Annotated in this window: 15 protein-coding genes; 6 read left to right on the top strand and 9 right to left on the bottom strand. The window is 74.3% G+C overall.

Annotation, left to right across the window (positions count from 1 at the left end):
• Positions 1 to 84: 84 nt before the first annotated feature.
• Positions 85 to 1,059, bottom strand: coding sequence for a DUF4192 domain-containing protein (locus QWY28_RS09205; protein ID WP_300952202.1), 975 nt, complete (start codon positions 1,057 to 1,059; stop codon positions 85 to 87).
• A gap of 142 nt (positions 1,060 to 1,201) precedes the next feature.
• Here QWY28_RS09205 and QWY28_RS09200 point away from each other — a divergent pair, with 142 nt between their 5' ends.
• Together QWY28_RS09200 and QWY28_RS09195 are read left to right on the top strand one after the other, a co-directional pair.
• Entirely contained in the window at positions 1,202 to 2,533 is a 1,332-nt protein-coding gene (locus tag QWY28_RS09200; RefSeq protein ID WP_300952201.1) for a DNA polymerase IV, read from the top strand.
• A 162-nt stretch (positions 2,534 to 2,695) separates the two neighbouring features.
• Positions 2,696 to 3,577, top strand: coding sequence for a hypothetical protein (locus QWY28_RS09195; RefSeq protein ID WP_300952200.1), 882 nt, complete (start codon positions 2,696 to 2,698; stop codon positions 3,575 to 3,577).
• Here QWY28_RS09195 and QWY28_RS09190 read toward each other — a convergent pair.
• Genes QWY28_RS09190 through QWY28_RS09175 form a run of 4 tightly spaced genes read right to left on the bottom strand, consistent with a single transcriptional unit; the run spans position 3,475 to position 6,190 of the window.
• Positions 3,475 to 4,377, bottom strand: a complete 903-nt coding sequence (locus QWY28_RS09190) for a 5-oxoprolinase subunit C family protein (protein ID WP_300952199.1) — start codon at positions 4,375 to 4,377, stop codon at positions 3,475 to 3,477. The two genes, QWY28_RS09195 and QWY28_RS09190, sit on opposite strands and share 103 nt — an antisense overlap.
• Positions 4,374 to 4,964 (bottom strand): 5-oxoprolinase subunit B family protein, encoded by a 591-nt coding sequence (locus QWY28_RS09185; RefSeq protein ID WP_300952198.1) that lies wholly within the window; start codon positions 4,962 to 4,964, stop codon positions 4,374 to 4,376. Before QWY28_RS09185 ends, QWY28_RS09190 begins: the two co-directional genes overlap by 4 nt.
• Before the next feature lie 3 nt (positions 4,965 to 4,967).
• Positions 4,968 to 5,480: a DUF4333 domain-containing protein gene (locus QWY28_RS09180; RefSeq protein ID WP_300952197.1), complete on the bottom strand. Its 513-nt coding sequence runs from the start codon at positions 5,478 to 5,480 to the stop codon at positions 4,968 to 4,970.
• A gap of 17 nt (positions 5,481 to 5,497) precedes the next feature.
• A complete protein-coding gene (locus tag QWY28_RS09175; RefSeq protein ID WP_300952196.1) occupies positions 5,498 to 6,190 on the bottom strand; it encodes a 5-oxoprolinase subunit PxpA in 693 nt (230 codons plus the stop codon).
• Positions 6,191 to 6,214: 24 nt separating this feature from the next.
• Here QWY28_RS09175 and QWY28_RS09170 point away from each other — a divergent pair, with 24 nt between their 5' ends.
• Together QWY28_RS09170 and QWY28_RS09165 are read left to right on the top strand one after the other, a co-directional pair.
• A complete protein-coding gene (locus QWY28_RS09170; protein WP_300952195.1) occupies positions 6,215 to 8,350 on the top strand; it encodes a S9 family peptidase in 2,136 nt (711 codons plus the stop codon).
• 231 nt (positions 8,351 to 8,581) lie between these two features.
• Entirely contained in the window at positions 8,582 to 9,538 is a 957-nt protein-coding gene (locus tag QWY28_RS09165) for a sigma-70 family RNA polymerase sigma factor (protein ID WP_300952194.1), read from the top strand.
• A gap of 13 nt (positions 9,539 to 9,551) precedes the next feature.
• Here QWY28_RS09165 and QWY28_RS09160 read toward each other — a convergent pair whose 3' ends face one another.
• Positions 9,552 to 10,835, bottom strand: a complete 1,284-nt coding sequence (locus QWY28_RS09160; RefSeq protein WP_300952193.1) for a glycoside hydrolase family 3 N-terminal domain-containing protein — start codon at positions 10,833 to 10,835, stop codon at positions 9,552 to 9,554.
• Entirely contained in the window at positions 10,832 to 11,425 is a 594-nt protein-coding gene (coaE, locus tag QWY28_RS09155) for a dephospho-CoA kinase (protein ID WP_300952192.1), read from the bottom strand. The genes QWY28_RS09160 and coaE overlap by 4 nt, the downstream gene beginning before the upstream one ends.
• Before the next feature lie 91 nt (positions 11,426 to 11,516).
• Here coaE and QWY28_RS09150 point away from each other — a divergent pair, with 91 nt between their 5' ends.
• Entirely contained in the window at positions 11,517 to 12,764 is a 1,248-nt protein-coding gene (locus QWY28_RS09150; RefSeq protein WP_300952191.1) for a class I adenylate-forming enzyme family protein, read from the top strand.
• A 12-nt stretch (positions 12,765 to 12,776) separates the two neighbouring features.
• Here QWY28_RS09150 and QWY28_RS09145 read toward each other — a convergent pair whose 3' ends face one another.
• Positions 12,777 to 13,721, bottom strand: coding sequence for a GlxA family transcriptional regulator (locus tag QWY28_RS09145; protein WP_300952190.1), 945 nt, complete (start codon positions 13,719 to 13,721; stop codon positions 12,777 to 12,779).
• Positions 13,722 to 13,815: 94 nt separating this feature from the next.
• Between QWY28_RS09145 and QWY28_RS09140 the strand changes: the two genes are divergently transcribed.
• A complete protein-coding gene (locus tag QWY28_RS09140; RefSeq protein WP_300952189.1) occupies positions 13,816 to 13,962 on the top strand; it encodes a hypothetical protein in 147 nt (48 codons plus the stop codon).
• Positions 13,963 to 14,098: 136 nt separating this feature from the next.
• On the opposite strand, the gene rpsA is transcribed toward QWY28_RS09140, so the two are convergent.
• On the bottom strand, positions 14,099 to 15,574 hold the full coding sequence (gene rpsA, locus QWY28_RS09135) for a 30S ribosomal protein S1 (RefSeq protein ID WP_300952188.1): 1,476 nt from the start codon (positions 15,572 to 15,574) through the stop codon (positions 14,099 to 14,101).
• Positions 15,575 to 15,968 lie beyond the last annotated feature (394 nt).

The raw sequence follows: 15,968 nt of genomic DNA, 5'->3' as shown, positions 1-15,968 counted from the left end.
CGCCGGACGCGCGGGCTCGTCATCGCGTTGCTCGACACGTCCGAGAGGTACCCACCTCGACGGCCCGCCCGCTCCGGGCCCGGCTCAGCCCGCGGCCGGGTCGCGCTGGACGTCCTCCCAGACCGTCGGCGGGATCGCCCGCGTCAGCACGTGGGCGATGTAGCCGGCGAGCCGGTGGCCGCGGGCGACGTCCTCGCAGCGGTCCACCGCGCACCAGGCCAGCGCGCCGTGGCCGGAGAGCCAGGCGGCGAACGCGAGCAGCGCCGCCGGGTCGGCCAGGAAGGCGTCGGGCGTGCGTCGGACGACGTCGACCCAGAACCGGACGTGCCGGTCGGCGCCCTCCCGCGCCATCAGGCCCCAGGCCGCGTCCCGGACCGGGACGTCGAGGGTCCCCACGACGAGCCGGGCGACCTCGTCGTCGGTCGGGCTGGTCCCCTCCTCGACGTGGCGGGCGACCAGGGCGGCGACCCAGCGGCCCTCGACCTGCGGTGACGACTCCCCGCCGGGCATCGCGACCACGGCCTCGAGGACCGCGCGGACGGCGGCCGGCCGGGGCGCGAGGGAGGCGGCGAGGTCCTCGCGCGAGTCGTGGGTGACGCGCCCCTCGAGCACGGCCTGCGCGGCGAACGGGTGCGCCGAGACGTCGTAGGGCACACCGCGCAGCGGTACGTCGCCGCGCGGGCCGCTGGCGACGTACCACCGGCCCTCGTGGGCTCGGATCGCGTCGACGACGTCGATGCCCGCGCGCGTGAACGCGCGGACAACGGCGCGGCCGGCCCGGGCACCGGCCCGGTCGTTGCCGGTGAACACCAGCACCGCGACGGAGCGCACGCCGTGGCGCAGGGCCGGCTCGAGCAGCTGCTGGGCGGTGCTGTCCGCCTCGGTCTGCGTGGCCGGCAGGTCGACGCGGGCGTGGAAGGGCCGGACGGCCCCGAACGTGAGCAGCACGATGGACTCGCGCGGGCGGAAGCCGAGGACGACGGGCACGGCGGCGAGGAGGTCCTCGGGCGTGCGGGCGGTGTAGGGAGTGCGGCCGGTGGCCGGGTGGGATGTGGTCATGGGCCGACGCTCCCCGCGGGCACCGGCCGTGGCCGGACGGTCCGGCCGGGCCTGTGGAGGGAGCCGCAGCGCTCCGCGCCTGTGGACGGAGGGTGGGCCGGAGGTAGGTTCCGGGCCATGACCGGCCGGACGGGGCGCTGAGGTGCGCGCACAGGCCTCGGTCATGCACCTCGACCTCGACGCGTTCTTCGCCGCCGTCGAGCAGCGCGACAAGCCGTCGCTGCGCGGCAAGCCGGTCGTCGTCGGCGGCGTCGGCGGACGCGGGGTGGTCTCCACGGCGTCGTACGAGGCCCGCGTGTACGGCGTCCGGTCGGCCATGTCGACCCGCGAGGCGCGGTCGCGGTGCCCGCACGCGGCCTTCCTCAGCGGCCGCTTCCACGCCTACCGCGACGCCTCCCACGCGGTCATGTCGCTGCTGCGCTCGGTCTCCCCGCTGGTCGAGCCGCTCTCGCTCGACGAGGCGTTCGTCGACCTCGAGCAGGCCGGCCTGCCCGACCTCGAGGTGCCGACGGTGACCGCCTTCGCCGAGGAGCTGCGCGGTCGGGTGACCGAGGCGACCCGCGGGCTGACCGCCTCGGTGGGCCTCGGCACGAGCAAGTTCATCGCCAAGGTGGCCAGCGACCTCGACAAGCCCGACGGCCTGGTCGTCGTCGCCCCGGGCACCGAGCAGGAGCTGCTCCGGCCGATGCACGTCAGCGTCATCCCGGGCGTCGGGCCGGCGACGGCCGAGCGCCTGCGCCGGGCCGGGATCCAGACGGTGGCCGAGCTGGAGTCGGTGACCCTCGAGGAGCTGGTGCGGCTGGTGGGCAAGGCACACGGCTCGGGGCTCTACCACCTGGCGCGCGCCCTCGACGACCGGCCGGTGGTGGCCGAGCGCGAGGCCAAGTCGGTCAGCGTCGAGGGCACCTACGACACCGACCTCACCGACCGCCGGCTGATGGAGGGCCTGCTCACCCGGCAGGCCGGCGAGGTCGCGGCGCGGCTGCGCAAGCACGGGCTGTCGGGCCGCACCGTGACCATCAAGGTGCGGCTGCACGACTTCACCACGTTGAGCCGCTCCTCCACGCTCCCCTCCCCGACCGACAGCGCCGGCACCGTCGCCCGCATCGCCCGCACCCTGCTCGCCGACCTCGACACCTCCGGCGGCGTGCGGCTGCTCGGCGTGGGCGTCTCCGGGCTGGCCGACTGGGTCCAGGAGGACCTGTTCGGCGAGGCCGAGCCGGAGGAGGAGCTCCCGCAGGTCGAGGTGCCCCACCACTCCCGACGCACCTGGGCTCCTGGCATGGACGTCGTCCACGCCGAGATGGGCCGTGGCTGGGTGTGGGGCTCGGGCCGAGGCGTGGTGACCGTCCGGTTCGAGACCGCCGAGACCCCGGCCGGGCCGGTGCGCTCCTACGCCGAGGACGACCCCGCGCTCAGCGCCTGGGTGCCCCCGCCGCTGCCCGGCGAGGACCCCGACGACCCGCCCGCCTGAGCCGACCCGAGCCGACCCGAGCCGACCCGAGCCGACCCGGGCGCCGGCACCTCCTGTCCGGGAACGTCCGGACAGGCCCGAATCCCCGCGCCGCCGGACGCGGACGGCTTCGATCGCCTCCGGCGGCCGGGACCGACCCGACCGAGCGGAGGAGGACGACCGATGCAGCACACGACGTCACGGAGCAGGCTGGCCGCGGTGGCCCTGGCCCTCGCGGGAGCACTGGTCGCCCTGCTGGGACCGGCCGCGGTGCGGACCGAGGCGGCGCCCGCGCCGCTGCGGGTCGGGCAGGTGCAGCTCGGCTGCGAGTGCGGTGGCGCCGGCTACCTGTGGGGCTGGGCCGGCGTCTTCGTGCCCTTCTCCGGCGCACGCGCCGGTCACACCTACCGGGTGGGCATCCAGGGCGGTCCCACCGTGAAAATCGAGGACGTCTACGGCACCACCGGCGGCGTCTTCGTCGACCGCGACAAGGGCGGGTTCCGCGCCGGACGCACCTACCGCTTCACGGTCTCCGAGCTGCGCGGCAAGCGGGTCGTGCGCACCAGTCCCGTCAAGCGGCTGCGCATCCCCACCCCCGTCGCCCACCCCGACCGCGCCCACCTCGACACCCTCACCCTCGACGGTGAGGAGGTCATGGTCGCCGGCGAGACCTACACCATCACCTTCGACGGCACCTGGGGCGAGGACGCCCGCTTCGCCAGCGGTGTCGACCGCTACCACGGCGTCGTCGAGGGCGACGACCGCTTCGGCTGGTACCAGGACGAGGACTACCCGCTCCCCTGGCGCTCGCGCGGTGCCGAGCCGATCGTGCGGATCACCCCGCCGGCCGACCTCGTCGGCACGATGCTCCACGTCAAGGTCATCGGCTACCGGCCGGCTCCGCGGGCCGACCGCGACCGCGGGATCGCCCAGGGCGACCCCGTGAAGGGGACCGAGTGGGGCTACGAGTTCGACGTCCGGGTCGTGGCACCCGAGGACGTCCCGGCCGAGCCCGAGCCCGAGCCCGCGGGTGCGAACCGGACCTCGTCGCCGGGGCGCAGCTGAGCGCAGCGCCACAGGTCGGCGGCGTCGACGACCGCCACCACCGGGTATCCGCCCGTCACCGGGTGGTCGGCCAGGAACACCACCGGCCGGCCGCTCGGGGGCACCTGCACCGCCCCGAGGACCATCCCCTCGCTGGCGAGCTCCCCGCCGCGAGCTCGCTCCAGCGGCGGGCCGTCCAGGCGGAGGCCGACCCGGTTCGACGCCGCGTCCACGGAGTACGTCGCCGCGCACACCGCCGCGAGCGGGTCGCCCGCGAACCAGTCGGCCCGGGGACCGGGGTGGACCCGCAGCGGCCCGGCCGCGGGCGGGCGCGGGGTGTCGTGGGGCACCGGCCCACCGGCCGGCTCGCCGACGGGGAGCACCGCCCCGTCGACGACCCGCGGCGGGCCGATCCAGGCGAGCGTGTCGGTCGACCGGGACCCGAGCACCGGCTCCACCGCGATCCCCCCGCCGACCGCGACGTAGGAGCGGACCCCGCGCCGCGGCGTACCCACCTCGAGCACGGCGCCGGCGGGCAGCCGCTCCGCGCGGGCGTGGCCGCGGGCGACCCCGTCCACGCCGACCGGCCCGTCGGCGCCCGTGACGGCGACCCAGCAGTCGCGGTCGGCCCGCACCGTGAGCCCGCCGAGGGTCACCTCGAGCACGGCCGCGCCCTGGGGGTTGCCGACGAGCCGGTTGGCCAAGTCGGCGGCCGGGCGGTCGAGCGCGCCCGCCCGCGGCACGCCGAGGTGGGCGTACCCGGGACGGCCGCGGTCCTGGACGGTGGTGAGGTGCCCGGCAGCCAGCACGTGGAGGCTCATGCGCGCACGAACCGGACCCTCGTGCCCGGCGCGAGCAGCGCGGGCGGGTCGCGATCGGCGTCCCAGAGCCGGACCTGGGTCCGGCCGAGGATCCGCCACCCGCCCGGGGAGGCCGTCGGGTAGACGCCGCACCAGGTGCCGGCCAGCGCGACCGAGCCGGCCGGCACGCGCGCCCGCGGCGAGTCCAGCCGCGGCACGGCCAGCTCGTCGGGCAGCCCGGCGAGGTAGGCGAAGCCGGGCGCGAAGCCGCAGAAGGCCGAGACGAACGTGGTCGCCCCGTGCCGCTCGACGGCGTCCTCGACGCTCGTCCCCCAGTGCTCGGCGACGAAGGACAGGTCCTCGCCGTCGTAGACCACCGGCACCTCGACCAACGCCCCCGCCGGGGGCGGCGCCTCGGGCGACCAGCCCGCCAGCACGCGCACGGCGGCCGCCGGGTCGGTGCCGTCGAGCAGCACCGTCTCGGCGGCGGGCACCACGTCGGTCACCGGGACGCCCTGCTCACGCACCCAGGCCGCCAGCGCGAGCGCCTCCGCCGGCCCGCCGACCTCGACGAGCACCGCGGTCGGGCCGACGGGGCGCGCTCGCACGGCTCAGAACTCGTAGCCGATGTTGCCCTGGAGGTCCTGCACGGTGATGGTGGCCTCGCGGCTGCGACCACCCAGCGACATCGTGCAGGTGAAGGTCGTGCCCGGGTCCTCGACCCGGATGGCGTCCCCGCCGCAGTCGACCTCGGCACCGGTGACGCCCTGCTTCTCCAGCTCCGCCGTCAGCGCGCCCTTGACCGCCTCGACGGAGATGACCGCCTTGGCCGGCTCGATCCGGTAGTTCGCCCGCTCCTCCTCGAGGGAGGTGACCGTGACGTCGTACGGCGCCTCGACGCCGGCGATCGACACGGTGCAGCCGATGACCTCGTCGACCTCGAGCGGCACGTCCTCCTCGCAGGTCCCGTCGGCGACCTCGAGGTCGGGGGTGACCTTCTCCTGCTCCGCGACGACCTTCGCGGCGATCTCCTCGGCGTCGTAGGTGGGCTCGGAGCTGCACGCCGACAGCGCGGCGAGGGCGAGCAGGGAGGTCGTCGCCAGCGCGGCGCGGGTGCGGGTCATGGGCTGATCAAAGCAGGTCAGAAGGGGCGCAGCGCCCAACCCGCGCGATCCAGCGCAGACCGGACCGCGGTGGCGTGGACCACCGCGCCGGGGGTGTCGCCGTGCAGGCACAGGGAGTCGACGCCCGGGGCGAGCCGGAGCGCCGCCGCGGCGATGGCATCGGCGTCCTCGAGGACGGCTCCCGGCTCGCCGCGGGCCACGAGCCGCCCGTCCGCGGCGTACGCCCGGTCGGGGAAGCCCTCGAGCCGGACCACACGCCCGGCGGCCGCGGCCAGGTCGAGGAACCGGCCGGGCATCCCGAGCACGGGCAGGTCCCCCGAGCCGGCGAGCACCGCGGCCGCCTGCTCCTCGTCGTCGATGACGCGGTGGTAGAGCGCCCCGTGCGGCTTGACGTAGCGCACCGAGGTCCCGGCCGCGGCGGCGATCGATGCCAGCGTGCCCACCTGGTCGGCGACCTGCTCCCGCAGCACCTCGGGGGGTACGTCGCGGGCGACCCGCCCGAAGTTCTCCCGGTCGTCGTAGGAGACCTGGGCGCCCACCGAAACCCCGCGCGCGGCCGCCTCCGCGCACACCGCGCGCATGATCGCGGGGGTGCCGGCGTGGTAGCCGCAGGCGACGTTCGCGCTGGTGACCAGCGCCAGCAGGGCGGCGTCGTCGGTGACCTCCTCCCCCAGGTCGGCGTTGAGGTCGACGGCCGGTCGGGTGTCCACGGAGGCGACGCTAGCGTTGCCGGCATGCAGCCCCCCGTCGCCGCCCGCCGCCCCACCAGCCGAGAGATCCACGGGCACACCCGCGTCGACGACTACGAGTGGTTGCGCGACAAGGACTCACCCGAGGTCCTCGCGCACCTCGAGGCCGAGAACGCCTTCACCCAGGAGCGCACCGCCCACCTCGCCGACCTGCGCCAGACGATCTTCGAGGAGATCAAGGGCCGCACGCGCGAGACGGACCTGTCGGTGCCGACGCGCAACCGCGGCCACTGGTACTACGGACGCACCTTCGCCGGCAAGGAGTACGGCGCCACCTGCCGGGTCCCCGTGACCGACCCCGACGACTGGACCCCGCCGACGCCCGCGGAGGACTGCGCCCCCGACGAGCCGGCGCTGCCCGGCGAGCAGGTGCTGCTCGACCTCGACGCGCTCGCCGAGGGCCACGACTTCTTCTCCCTCGGCGGCTCCGCGGTCAGCCCCGACGGCACCCTGCTGGCCTACTCCACCGACACCGTCGGCGACGAGCGCTACACCGTCCGCGTCAAGGACCTCGACAGCGGTGAGCTGCTCGAGGACGAGATCACCGGCGTCATCGGCGGTGCCACCTGGGACCGGTCGGGCAAGAACCTCTACTACACGACCGTCGACGACTCCTGGCGCGCGGACAAGATCTGGCGCCACCGCCTCGGCACCGCCCAGGCCGACGACGAGCTGGTGCACCACGAGACCGACGGCCGGTTCTGGGTCGGCGTCGGCCGCACCCGCACCGACCGGTTCATCGTCGTCGCCGCCGGCTCCAAGGTCACCTCCGAGTACCGCTACCTCGACGCCGACCACCCCGAGCTCGGCCTGCAGGTCTTCGCCGAGCGCGTCGAGGGTGTGGAGTACACCCTCGACCACGCCGTCGTCGCGGGCGAGGACCGGTTCCTGGTGCTGCACAACGCGACCGGGCCGGACTTCGAGATCGGCACCGCGCCCGTCGCGCCGACCCCGATCGCCGACCTGGCCCCGCTGGTCCCCCACGACCCCGCGGTGCGCCTCGAGGACGTCGACGCCTTCGCCGGCCACCTCGTCGTCCACCAGCGCAGCAACGGGCTCACCCAGCTGCGGATCATCGAGCTCGGCGCGGACGGCCCCGGCGAGGACTACCTCGTGGAGTTCGACAAGCCGCTCTACACCGTCGGCTCCGGCGGCAACCCCGGCTTCCACCAGCCCACGGTCCGGATCGGCTGGACCACGATGGCGGTGCCGTCCTCGGTCTACGACTACGACGTCCGCACCCGGGAGCTGACCCTGCTCAAGCAGGCTCCGGTGCTCGGCGGCTACGACCCGGCCGACTACCAGGAGCACCGGCTCTGGGCGACCGCCGAGGACGGCGAGCGGATCCCGATCTCGATCGTGTGCCGCCGCGACGCCCGCGAGGACGAGACGATGGGGAGCGCCCCGGTCCCGACGCTGCTCTACGGCTACGGCGCGTACGAGGCCTCGATGGACCCCTACTTCTCCGTCGCGCGGCTCTCGCTGCTCGACCGGGGCGCGGCCTTCGCCATCGCGCACGTGCGCGGCGGCGGGGAGATGGGCCGGCGGTGGTACGACGACGGCAAGCTGATGCGCAAGCAGAACACCTTCTCCGACTTCGTCGCGTGCGCCCGCCACCTCGTCGACCGGGGCTGGACGACCCCGGAGACCCTCGTCGCCGAGGGCGGCAGCGCCGGCGGGCTGCTCATGGGAGCGGTGGCCAACCAGGCACCGGAGATGTTCGCCGGCATCGTGGCCGGCGTGCCGTTCGTCGACGCCCTCACCACCATGCTCGACGCGACGCTGCCGCTGACCGTGACCGAGTACGACGAGTGGGGCAACCCCGAGGCCGACCCCGAGGTCTACGAGTACATGGCGTCGTACGCGCCGTACGACAACGTCGCCGAGCGCCCCTACCCCTCGATCCTCGCGGAGACCTCGCTCAACGACACCCGCGTGCTCTACGTCGAGCCGGCCAAGTGGGTGGCGCGGATCCGGGCGACCAACCCCGGGGCAGACGTGCTGCTGCGCACCGAGATGTCGGCGGGCCACGGCGGTGTGTCCGGGCGCTACAAGGCATGGCACGACCGCGCCTTCAGCCTCGCCTGGATGCTCGACCGGATGGGCCTGGCCGGCCGCTGAGCGCTGCCGTCGCGGTCCGGGCATCCGCCCGGGCCGCGGCGCCGAACAACCGTCGAGGAGACCGCGTCCTGAGAAGTGCCTGAGAGTCCGAAAGCCTTGCAACTCCAGGCGTTTCCCAGTCGTCGATCTCGGTGAAGGCACTCAGGTTTGGTCCGGGAATCGCCGGGACACCGGGTGCGTTGTAGACGGCGTGAGGTGCCCGGCAGGCCCTCACAGTGAGGAGGGCATCGCATGGCCACACGCACCGCACAGTCCGGGGCTCGCGAGATCGAGGGGCGCGACAGCGTCGGTCTCTACCTCGACGAGATCGCCCGCAACGCCCTGCTCGACGCCGCCGCCGAGGTGGAGCTGTCCAAGACGATCGAGGCCGGCCTGTACGCCGAGCACCTGCTCGCCGAGGGTCGCATCGGGCGCCGCAAGGGCGGAGCGCCGATGGCGGCCAACCAGGAGGAGCTGGAGTGGCTGGCCGAGGAGGGCCGCAAGGCCGTCGACCAGTTCATCACCGCCAACCTGCGTCTCGTCGTCTCCATCGCCCGCAAGTACGGCCGCGCGCAGATGCCGATGCTCGACCTGATCCAGGAGGGCAACACCGGCCTGATCCGCGCCGTCGAGAAGTTCGACTACACCAAGGGCTACAAATTCTCCACGTACGCCACCTGGTGGGTGCGCCAGGCGATCACCCGCGGCATCGCGCAGCAGGCCCGGGTCGTCCGGCTCCCCGTCCACGTCGTCGAGGAGCTCAACCAGGTCGGCGGCGCCCGCCGCACCCTGGAGCGCCAGCTGGGTCGCGACCCCGAGCCGCAGGAGATCGCCGCCGAGCTCGGCATGGACCTCGACCGCGTCCTGGACCTGATGTCGTGGGGCCGCGAGCACGTCAGCCTCGACTCCCCCGTCGACGACGACGGCGACACCTCGCTCGGTGACCTGATGGCGCAGGAGACCGCGCCCGGCCCGGACCTCACCGTCCTGGACACCGAGTCGCGCGACCGGCTCAACAGCCTGGTCGGCCACCTCGACGACCGCGCCGCCGACATCATCCGCTCGCGCTACGGTCTCACCGACGGCCGGCAGCACAAGCTGGCCGACATCGGCGCCAAGCACGGCATCTCCGCCGAGCGGGTCCGCCAGCTCGAGCGGGAGGCGCTGCAGAAGCTGCGCCGGATCGCCGACCCGGACCTCGCCGCCTGACCGCGATCCGCCCCTAGTACGCCGCGTCGAGCTCGCGGGAGGCCTCTCCCGCGAGCTCGACCACGTTCGCGGGCACCTCCACCTCGCCCGCGACGCGCGCCTGCCACATCTGGAGCGCCACGACCATCGCCGCGGCGTCCTCGGCCCGCTCGCGGGTGACCTCGCCCGACTCGATCGCCGCGGTGACCACCGCGTGGGTGTTGCGGGTGTCGGGTGGCATGAGCAGCAGGTCGGCGCCGGCGTTGAGCGCGGTGACGGCCGGCTTCTCGCGGCCCATCACCGCGCCCATGCCGAGGGAGTCGGTGATCGTCACGCCCTCGAACCCGACGTCCTCGCGCAGGAAGTCGTAGACGGGGCCCGACAGGCTCGACGGCACGCCGGGGTCGATCGCCTCCACGTCGAGGTGGCCGATCATCACCGCCGGCGCCTCCGCCTCCACGGCCGCCTCGAACGGCGGCAGGTCGGTGGCGGCGAGCTCCTCGGCGGTGCGGCCGAGCACCGGCAGCGACTCGTGGCTGTCGGCGGTCACCGAGCCGTGGCCCGGGAAGTGCTTGGTGGTCGAGACGACGCCGGCGTCGTTGTAGCCGGTCACGGCGGCCCCGACCGCGGCCGCGGCCAGCGCCGGGTCCGTCGAGGGCGACCGGGTGCCGATCGTCGGGTCGGCTGCGCCGACGGTCACGTCCGCCACCGGAGCGAACACCCAGGTGAAGCCCAGGTCGCGCAGCTCCAGCCCGGTGGCCTCGGCCGCACGGCGTACCACCTCGCGGCCGGGACGGCCCCGGGCGACCGCGGGGCCGGCGTGCGCGAAGGACGGGAACTCGGTCGCGATACCGCGCAGGTGGCTGACCACCCCGCCCTCCTGGTCCACCCCCAGGATCGCCGGGAACGTGCGGCCGCCGGCGGCGACCGCCTCGGACACCGCGGCGTTCAGCTCGCGCACCTGCGCGGCGTCGACGACGTTGCCGGAGGTGACGCAGAGGCCGGAGAGGTGCAGGTCGCGCACCATCGCGGCGGCCTCCGCGGCGTCGTAGCCCTGGAAGCGGCCGACGATGACCTGACCCGCCAGCTGCGCCGCGTCCCAGTCCGCCACGAGCGCGCGCGCCTGCGCCAGCTCGCCCTCCGTGGGGCCCCAGCCGGTCGGCTGGTCGGGGTCGGCGGGGGCGCTCGTGGTGGGAGCGGCCGGACCGCTGCTCGCGGTGCCGGGGGCCGCGGCCTCCTGCGGGTCGTCGCCCGCGCCGGAGCACCCGCCGAGGGCCAGCACGGCGGCGAGGCCGAGTGCGGGCAGCGCGCGCCTCACGCGGTTCCCCCGACGAGCTCGGCGTGGACCTCCAGCACGCGGCGGCGCAGGTCCTCGAGCGTGCCGGTGTTGTCGATGACGTGCGTGGCGATCGCCAGCCGCTGCTCGCGGGTCGCCTGGGCGCGCACCCGGGCCTCCGCGTCCTCGCGGGTCATCCCGCGCAGGGCGAGCATCCGGTCGACCTGCGTCTCGACGGGCACGTCGACGACGACGACCGCGTCGAAGGTGGCCGCGCGGCCCGACTCGGCGAGCAGCGGGATGTCGTGGACGACGAGGTCCTCGGGGCCCGCGGCCCCCTCCAGCTCCACGATCCGCTCGAAGACCAGCGGGTGCACCACCGACTCGAGCTCCTTGCGGCGCGCCTCGTCGGCGAAGACGATCGCGCCGAGCGCCGGCCGGTCCAGGTCGCCCTCGGGGGTGAGGACCTCCGGCCCGAAGATCTCGACGACCCGCTGCAGCCCCGGCGTGCCGCGCTCGACCACCTCGCGGGCCAGCGCGTCGCCGTCGATGACGATCGCGCCCAGCTCGGTCAGGATCGCCGACACCGTGCTCTTGCCCGACGCGATGCCGCCGGTGAGTCCCACGCGCATGGGCGCCAAGGTACGTCACCGGCACGACCGGCCCCGCACCGCCGTCGAGCCCGCGACGAGGGGCGGCGGCGACCGCACTACGCTGCCGCCGGTGACCACCCCGGCCCAGCCCGAGCTCGTGCCCGGCGACCGGGTCGCACTCCTGGTGCCCGGCTCGACGACGTACCTCGACGCGGTGCTGTCCCTGCTCGCCCGCGGGGTCTTCCCGATCCCGTTGGACCCGCGCCTGACGAGCCACGAGCGCGAGCGCGTCCTGGCCGGGCTCGACCCGACGGTGGTGGTCGAGGACGAGCAGCACCTCGCCGCGCTCGTCGATGCGGACAGCCGCCGGTCGCTGCCGCTGGGTCGGCCGATGCACGTCACGAGCGGCACGACCGGCACCCCCAAGGGCGTCTTCAGCGGGCTGCTGGACGAGGACCGTGCCCGCGCCCTGGTCGAGGAGGAGCGCGCGCTGTGGGGCTTCGCCGCCGACGACGTCAACCTCGTGCTGAGCCCGCTGTACCACTCCGCGCCCCTGCGCTTCGCCATGGGCACCGCGCTGGCCGGGGGCCGCGTGGTCGTGCCGGGGCCGTTCGACCCGGCGCGCATCACCGCCGCCATCGCCGCCGAGCGGCCCACGACGATGTTCTGCGTGCCGACGCACCTGCAGCGGCTCTTCGCGCACTGGGACGCCGAGGGGTGGCCCGACCTGTCCTGCTTCCGGCTGGTCGCCCACGCGGGCGCGCCGTGCCCCGACGACGTCAAGCGGCGGCTGCTCGAGACGTTCCCCGCGGGGTCGACCTGGGAGTTCTACGGCTCGACCGAGGGCCAGTTCACCGCCTGCCGCAGCGAGGAGTGGCTGCAGCGTCCCGGGACCGTCGGCCGCGCTCGCCCGGGCCGGCGGCTGCGCGTCGCCGACGACGGCACGATCTGGTGCGCGGTGCCCGACTTCGCCCGGTTCACCTACTACGGCGCGCCGGAGAAGACCGCCGCCGCCTGGCGGGGCGACGAGTTCAGCGTCGGCGACCTCGGCCGGCTCGACGACGACGGCTACCTCCACCTCGACGGGCGGCGGGAGGACCTGGTCATCAGCGGCGGGGTCAACGTCTACCCGCTCGAGGTCGAGCAGGCGCTGCGCGAGCACCCGGGCGTCGAGGACGTGGCGGTGTACGGCGTGCCCGACGAGCAGTGGGGGCAGCGCGTGTGCGCCGCGGTCGTCGGAGCCGCGTCGGAGGCCGACCTGGCGGCGTACGTCCGGGAGCGGCTGGCCCCGCCGAAGCGGCCGAAGACGTGGTGGTTCCTCGAGGAGCTGCCCCGGACGCTGACCGGGAAGGTGCTGCGCGACCGGCTGCCGCGCTGAGGGGCGAGGGCCTCAGCAGGCGAACTGCCGGCGGTACTGCTGCGGGCTCACGCCGCGCACCCGCGCGAAGTGGTGGCGCAGGGTCGCCGCGTTGGCGAAGCCCACCTCACCGGCGATCCACTCCACCGGGCGGTCGGTCCGCTCGAGCAGGTGCTCGGCGCGCAGGACGCGCTGCCGGGTCACCCAGGCGTGCGGGGTCGCACCGGTCTCCGCGCGGAACCGCCGCGCGAAGGTCCGCGGCGACATCAGCGCCCGCCGGGCGAGCGTGTCGACGTCGAGGTCCTCGCCGAGGTTCTCCAGGATCCAGCTGAGCAGCGGGCCCAGCGTCTCGACGTCGCAGTCGGGCACGGCGCGGGCGATGAACTGCGCCTGCCCGCCGTCCCGGTGCGGCGGGACCACCATCCGGCGCGCCGTCGCCGCCGCGGTCGCCGCACCGAAGGTCTCGCGCAGCAGGTGGAGCGCCGCGTCCAGCCCGGCGGCCGACCCCGCGCCGGTGACGACCCGCCCGTCGTGGACGTAGAGGACGTCCGGGTCGACCTCGGCTTGCGGGAAGCGCTCGACGAGCGCGTCGACGTGGCGCCAGTGCGTCGTGCAGCGCCGGCCGTCCAGCAGGCCCGCCTCGCCGAGGACGAAGGCGGCCGTGCAGTGGGCGAAGATCGTCGCCCCGCGGTCGTACGCCGCGCGGACCGCGGCCGCCACCTCCGGGGAGGGGTCGAGGTAGTCCCGCTTGGGGCACACGCACACCAGGTCGGCCGAGGCGACGGCGTCGAGCCCGTGCTCGACGTGGAGGTCGAAGCCGGAGGCGCCCCGCACGCGGCCAGGTCGCGGGGTGGCGACCGCGAAGTCGAAGACCGGGTTGTCGTCTTCGGGGTGGTAGGGCTCGGCCCACACCTCGCACATCGAACCGAGGCCGAAGGGCTCGGCACCGTCCTGGACGAGGACCACCACGTTGCGCACGGTGCGAAGCCTTCCGCAGAAGTGGCAGGAAATCAATGTGCAGTGTCATCTCTGCCACTCGTGGCAGGATCGACATCGCAGCAGGATTCCTGCCATGACCGTACTGATCCTGTTCCTGCTGCTCGCGACCGCACTCGCGGTCGAGACCGTCCGCCGCACCCGCCACGACGGCCCCGGGCCGTCCCGCCCGCCGGCATCCCGCTTCGAGGACCCGCAGTTCCGGTCCCCCGCCCGCGGGTGAGCCGGGGCGCCGCACACCGGCGCAGCCGCCGGCCGGCAACGCCGAAGGCCCGGCCACCGTGAGGTGGCCGGGCCTTCGTGCGTGGTGCTGGTGCTACCGGGGCAGCAGGGCGGTCACCGAGGGACCGCCGCGTGGGTCACTGACCGCCGGTGAGCTTCTCGCGGAGCGCCTGCAGCGCCTCGTCCGAGGCGAGCGAGCCGCCGCCCTCGTTGCTCGAGGACTCGTCCGTGCCACCGCTGGAGTACGAGGTGGCCTCGCCGGCCTCGACCTCGGCCTTGGCGGCCTCCTGCTGCTGCTTGACGTGGGCCTCCCAGCGGGCGTGCGCCTTGGCGTACTGCTCCTCCCAGGTCGCGCGCTGCTCCTCGTAGCCCTCGAGCCACTCGCCGGTCTCCGGGTCGAAGCCCTCGGGGTAGACGTAGTTGCCCTGCTCGTCGTACGTCGCGGTCATGCCGTACAGCGTCGGGTCGAACTCCTCGACGTCCGCGGCCGTGGCGGTCTCGTTCGCCTGCTTGAGCGAGAGCGAGATCCGGCGACGCTCGAGGTCGATGTCGATGATCTTGACCATGACGTCGTCGTTGACCTGGACGACCTGCTCGGGGATCTCCACGTGGCGCTCGGCCAGCTCGGAGATGTGCACCAGGCCCTCGATGCCCTCCTCGACGCGGACGAACGAGCCGAAGGGCACCAGCTTGGTGACCTTGCCCGGCACGATCTGGCCGATCTGGTGGGTGCGGGCGAAGTGCTGCCACGGGTCCTCCTGGGTCGCCTTCAGCGACAGGGAGACACGCTCGCGGTCCATGTCCACGTCGAGGACCTCGACGGTGACCTCGTCGCCGACGGCGACGACCTCGGACGGGTGGTCGATGTGCTTCCAGGACAGCTCGGAGACGTGGACGAGACCGTCGACGCCGCCGAGGTCCACGAACGCACCGAAGTTGACGATCGAGGAGACGACACCCTTGCGGATCTGACCCTTCTGGAGCTGGGTCAGGAAGCCGTGGCGGACCTCGGACTGGGTCTGCTCGAGCCAGGCGCGACGCGACAGGACCACGTTGTTGCGGTTCTTGTCGAGCTCGATGATCTTCGCCTCGAGCGTCTGGCCGACGTAGGGCTGGAGGTCGCGCACGCGGCGCATCTCCACCAGGGAGGCCGGGAGGAAGCCGCGGAGGCCGATGTCGAGGATCAGGCCGCCCTTGACGACCTCGATGACGGTGCCCTCGACGACGCCGTCCTCCTCCTTGACCTGCTCGATCGTGCCCCAGGCGCGCTCGTACTGGGCGCGCTTCTTGGACAGGATCAGACGACCTTCCTTGTCCTCCTTCTGGAGGACGAGGGCCTCGACCTTGTCGCCGACCGCGACGACCTCGGAGGGGTCGACGTCGTGCTTGATCGACAGCTCGCGCGAGGGGATGACGCCCTCGGTCTTGTAGCCGATGTCGAGCAGGACCTCGTCGCGGTCCACCTTGACGATGGTGCCGTCGACGATGTCACCGTCGTTGAAGTACTTGATGGTCGCGTCGATCGCGGCGAGGAAGTCCTCTTCGGACCCGATGTCGTTGACCGCCACCTGGGGCGCGTCGTAGTCCGGAGAAGTGGAGATGGTGCTCGTCATGTAGAGACAGATCCTTGGGTGGGCAGAAGTCGTGCGGGCGCGCGCGGGAGGTCTTGTTTCACTACCGATGGAGTCGTGCCCGGGAGCCGCGGAGCAGCAGGTCGGACTGATAGCGAGCGAGGTCCACTCCGTCCGGGACGCAGGCAGACCTCTGGCGCACGAGCCAGCGTACGCCGCTGCGCGAGGCGGAGCCAACTCCGGCCACCGGGGCAGTCCGAGCCGTCCCGCCCGAGGATGCCGCGAAGTCGGGCGCATACCCGCCCCCGGCGCGGGTACGTCGCGTTCGAGCGACGTCCCGTCCCGCCCCACGCGCACCCCCTGACAGGTGCCCCGGCGCCGGTCGGCCCCCTCGCCGGTGCTCCCCCGCCCTCGGTCTGCCCGGTCTCGGCAGGAC

Source organism: Nocardioides oceani, from assembly GCF_030412965.1.
GTDB classification, from domain to species: Bacteria; Actinomycetota; Actinomycetes; order Propionibacteriales; family Nocardioidaceae; genus Nocardioides; species Nocardioides oceani.
The sequence above is the reverse complement of the archived record's forward strand: the minus strand, read 5'-3'. Positions and strand labels throughout refer to the sequence as shown.

Excerpts from the sequence above, each read along its gene's own strand:
- QWY28_RS09205 (WP_300952202.1), bottom strand. The coding sequence starts at position 1,059 with ATGACCACATCCCACCCGGCCACCGGCCGCACTCCCTACACCGCCCGC.
- QWY28_RS09195 (WP_300952200.1), top strand. The coding sequence starts at position 2,696 with ATGCAGCACACGACGTCACGGAGCAGGCTGGCCGCGGTGGCCCTGGCC.
- QWY28_RS09190 (WP_300952199.1), bottom strand. The coding sequence starts at position 4,377 with ATGAGCCTCCACGTGCTGGCTGCCGGGCACCTCACCACCGTCCAGGAC.
- QWY28_RS09180 (WP_300952197.1), bottom strand. The coding sequence starts at position 5,480 with ATGACCCGCACCCGCGCCGCGCTGGCGACGACCTCCCTGCTCGCCCTC.
- QWY28_RS09170 (WP_300952195.1), top strand. The coding sequence starts at position 6,215 with ATGCAGCCCCCCGTCGCCGCCCGCCGCCCCACCAGCCGAGAGATCCAC.
- QWY28_RS09165 (WP_300952194.1), top strand. The coding sequence starts at position 8,582 with ATGGCCACACGCACCGCACAGTCCGGGGCTCGCGAGATCGAGGGGCGC.
- coaE (WP_300952192.1), bottom strand. The coding sequence starts at position 11,425 with ATGCGCGTGGGACTCACCGGCGGCATCGCGTCGGGCAAGAGCACGGTG.
- QWY28_RS09140 (WP_300952189.1), top strand. The coding sequence starts at position 13,816 with ATGACCGTACTGATCCTGTTCCTGCTGCTCGCGACCGCACTCGCGGTC.
- rpsA (WP_300952188.1), bottom strand. The coding sequence starts at position 15,574 with ATGACGAGCACCATCTCCACTTCTCCGGACTACGACGCGCCCCAGGTG.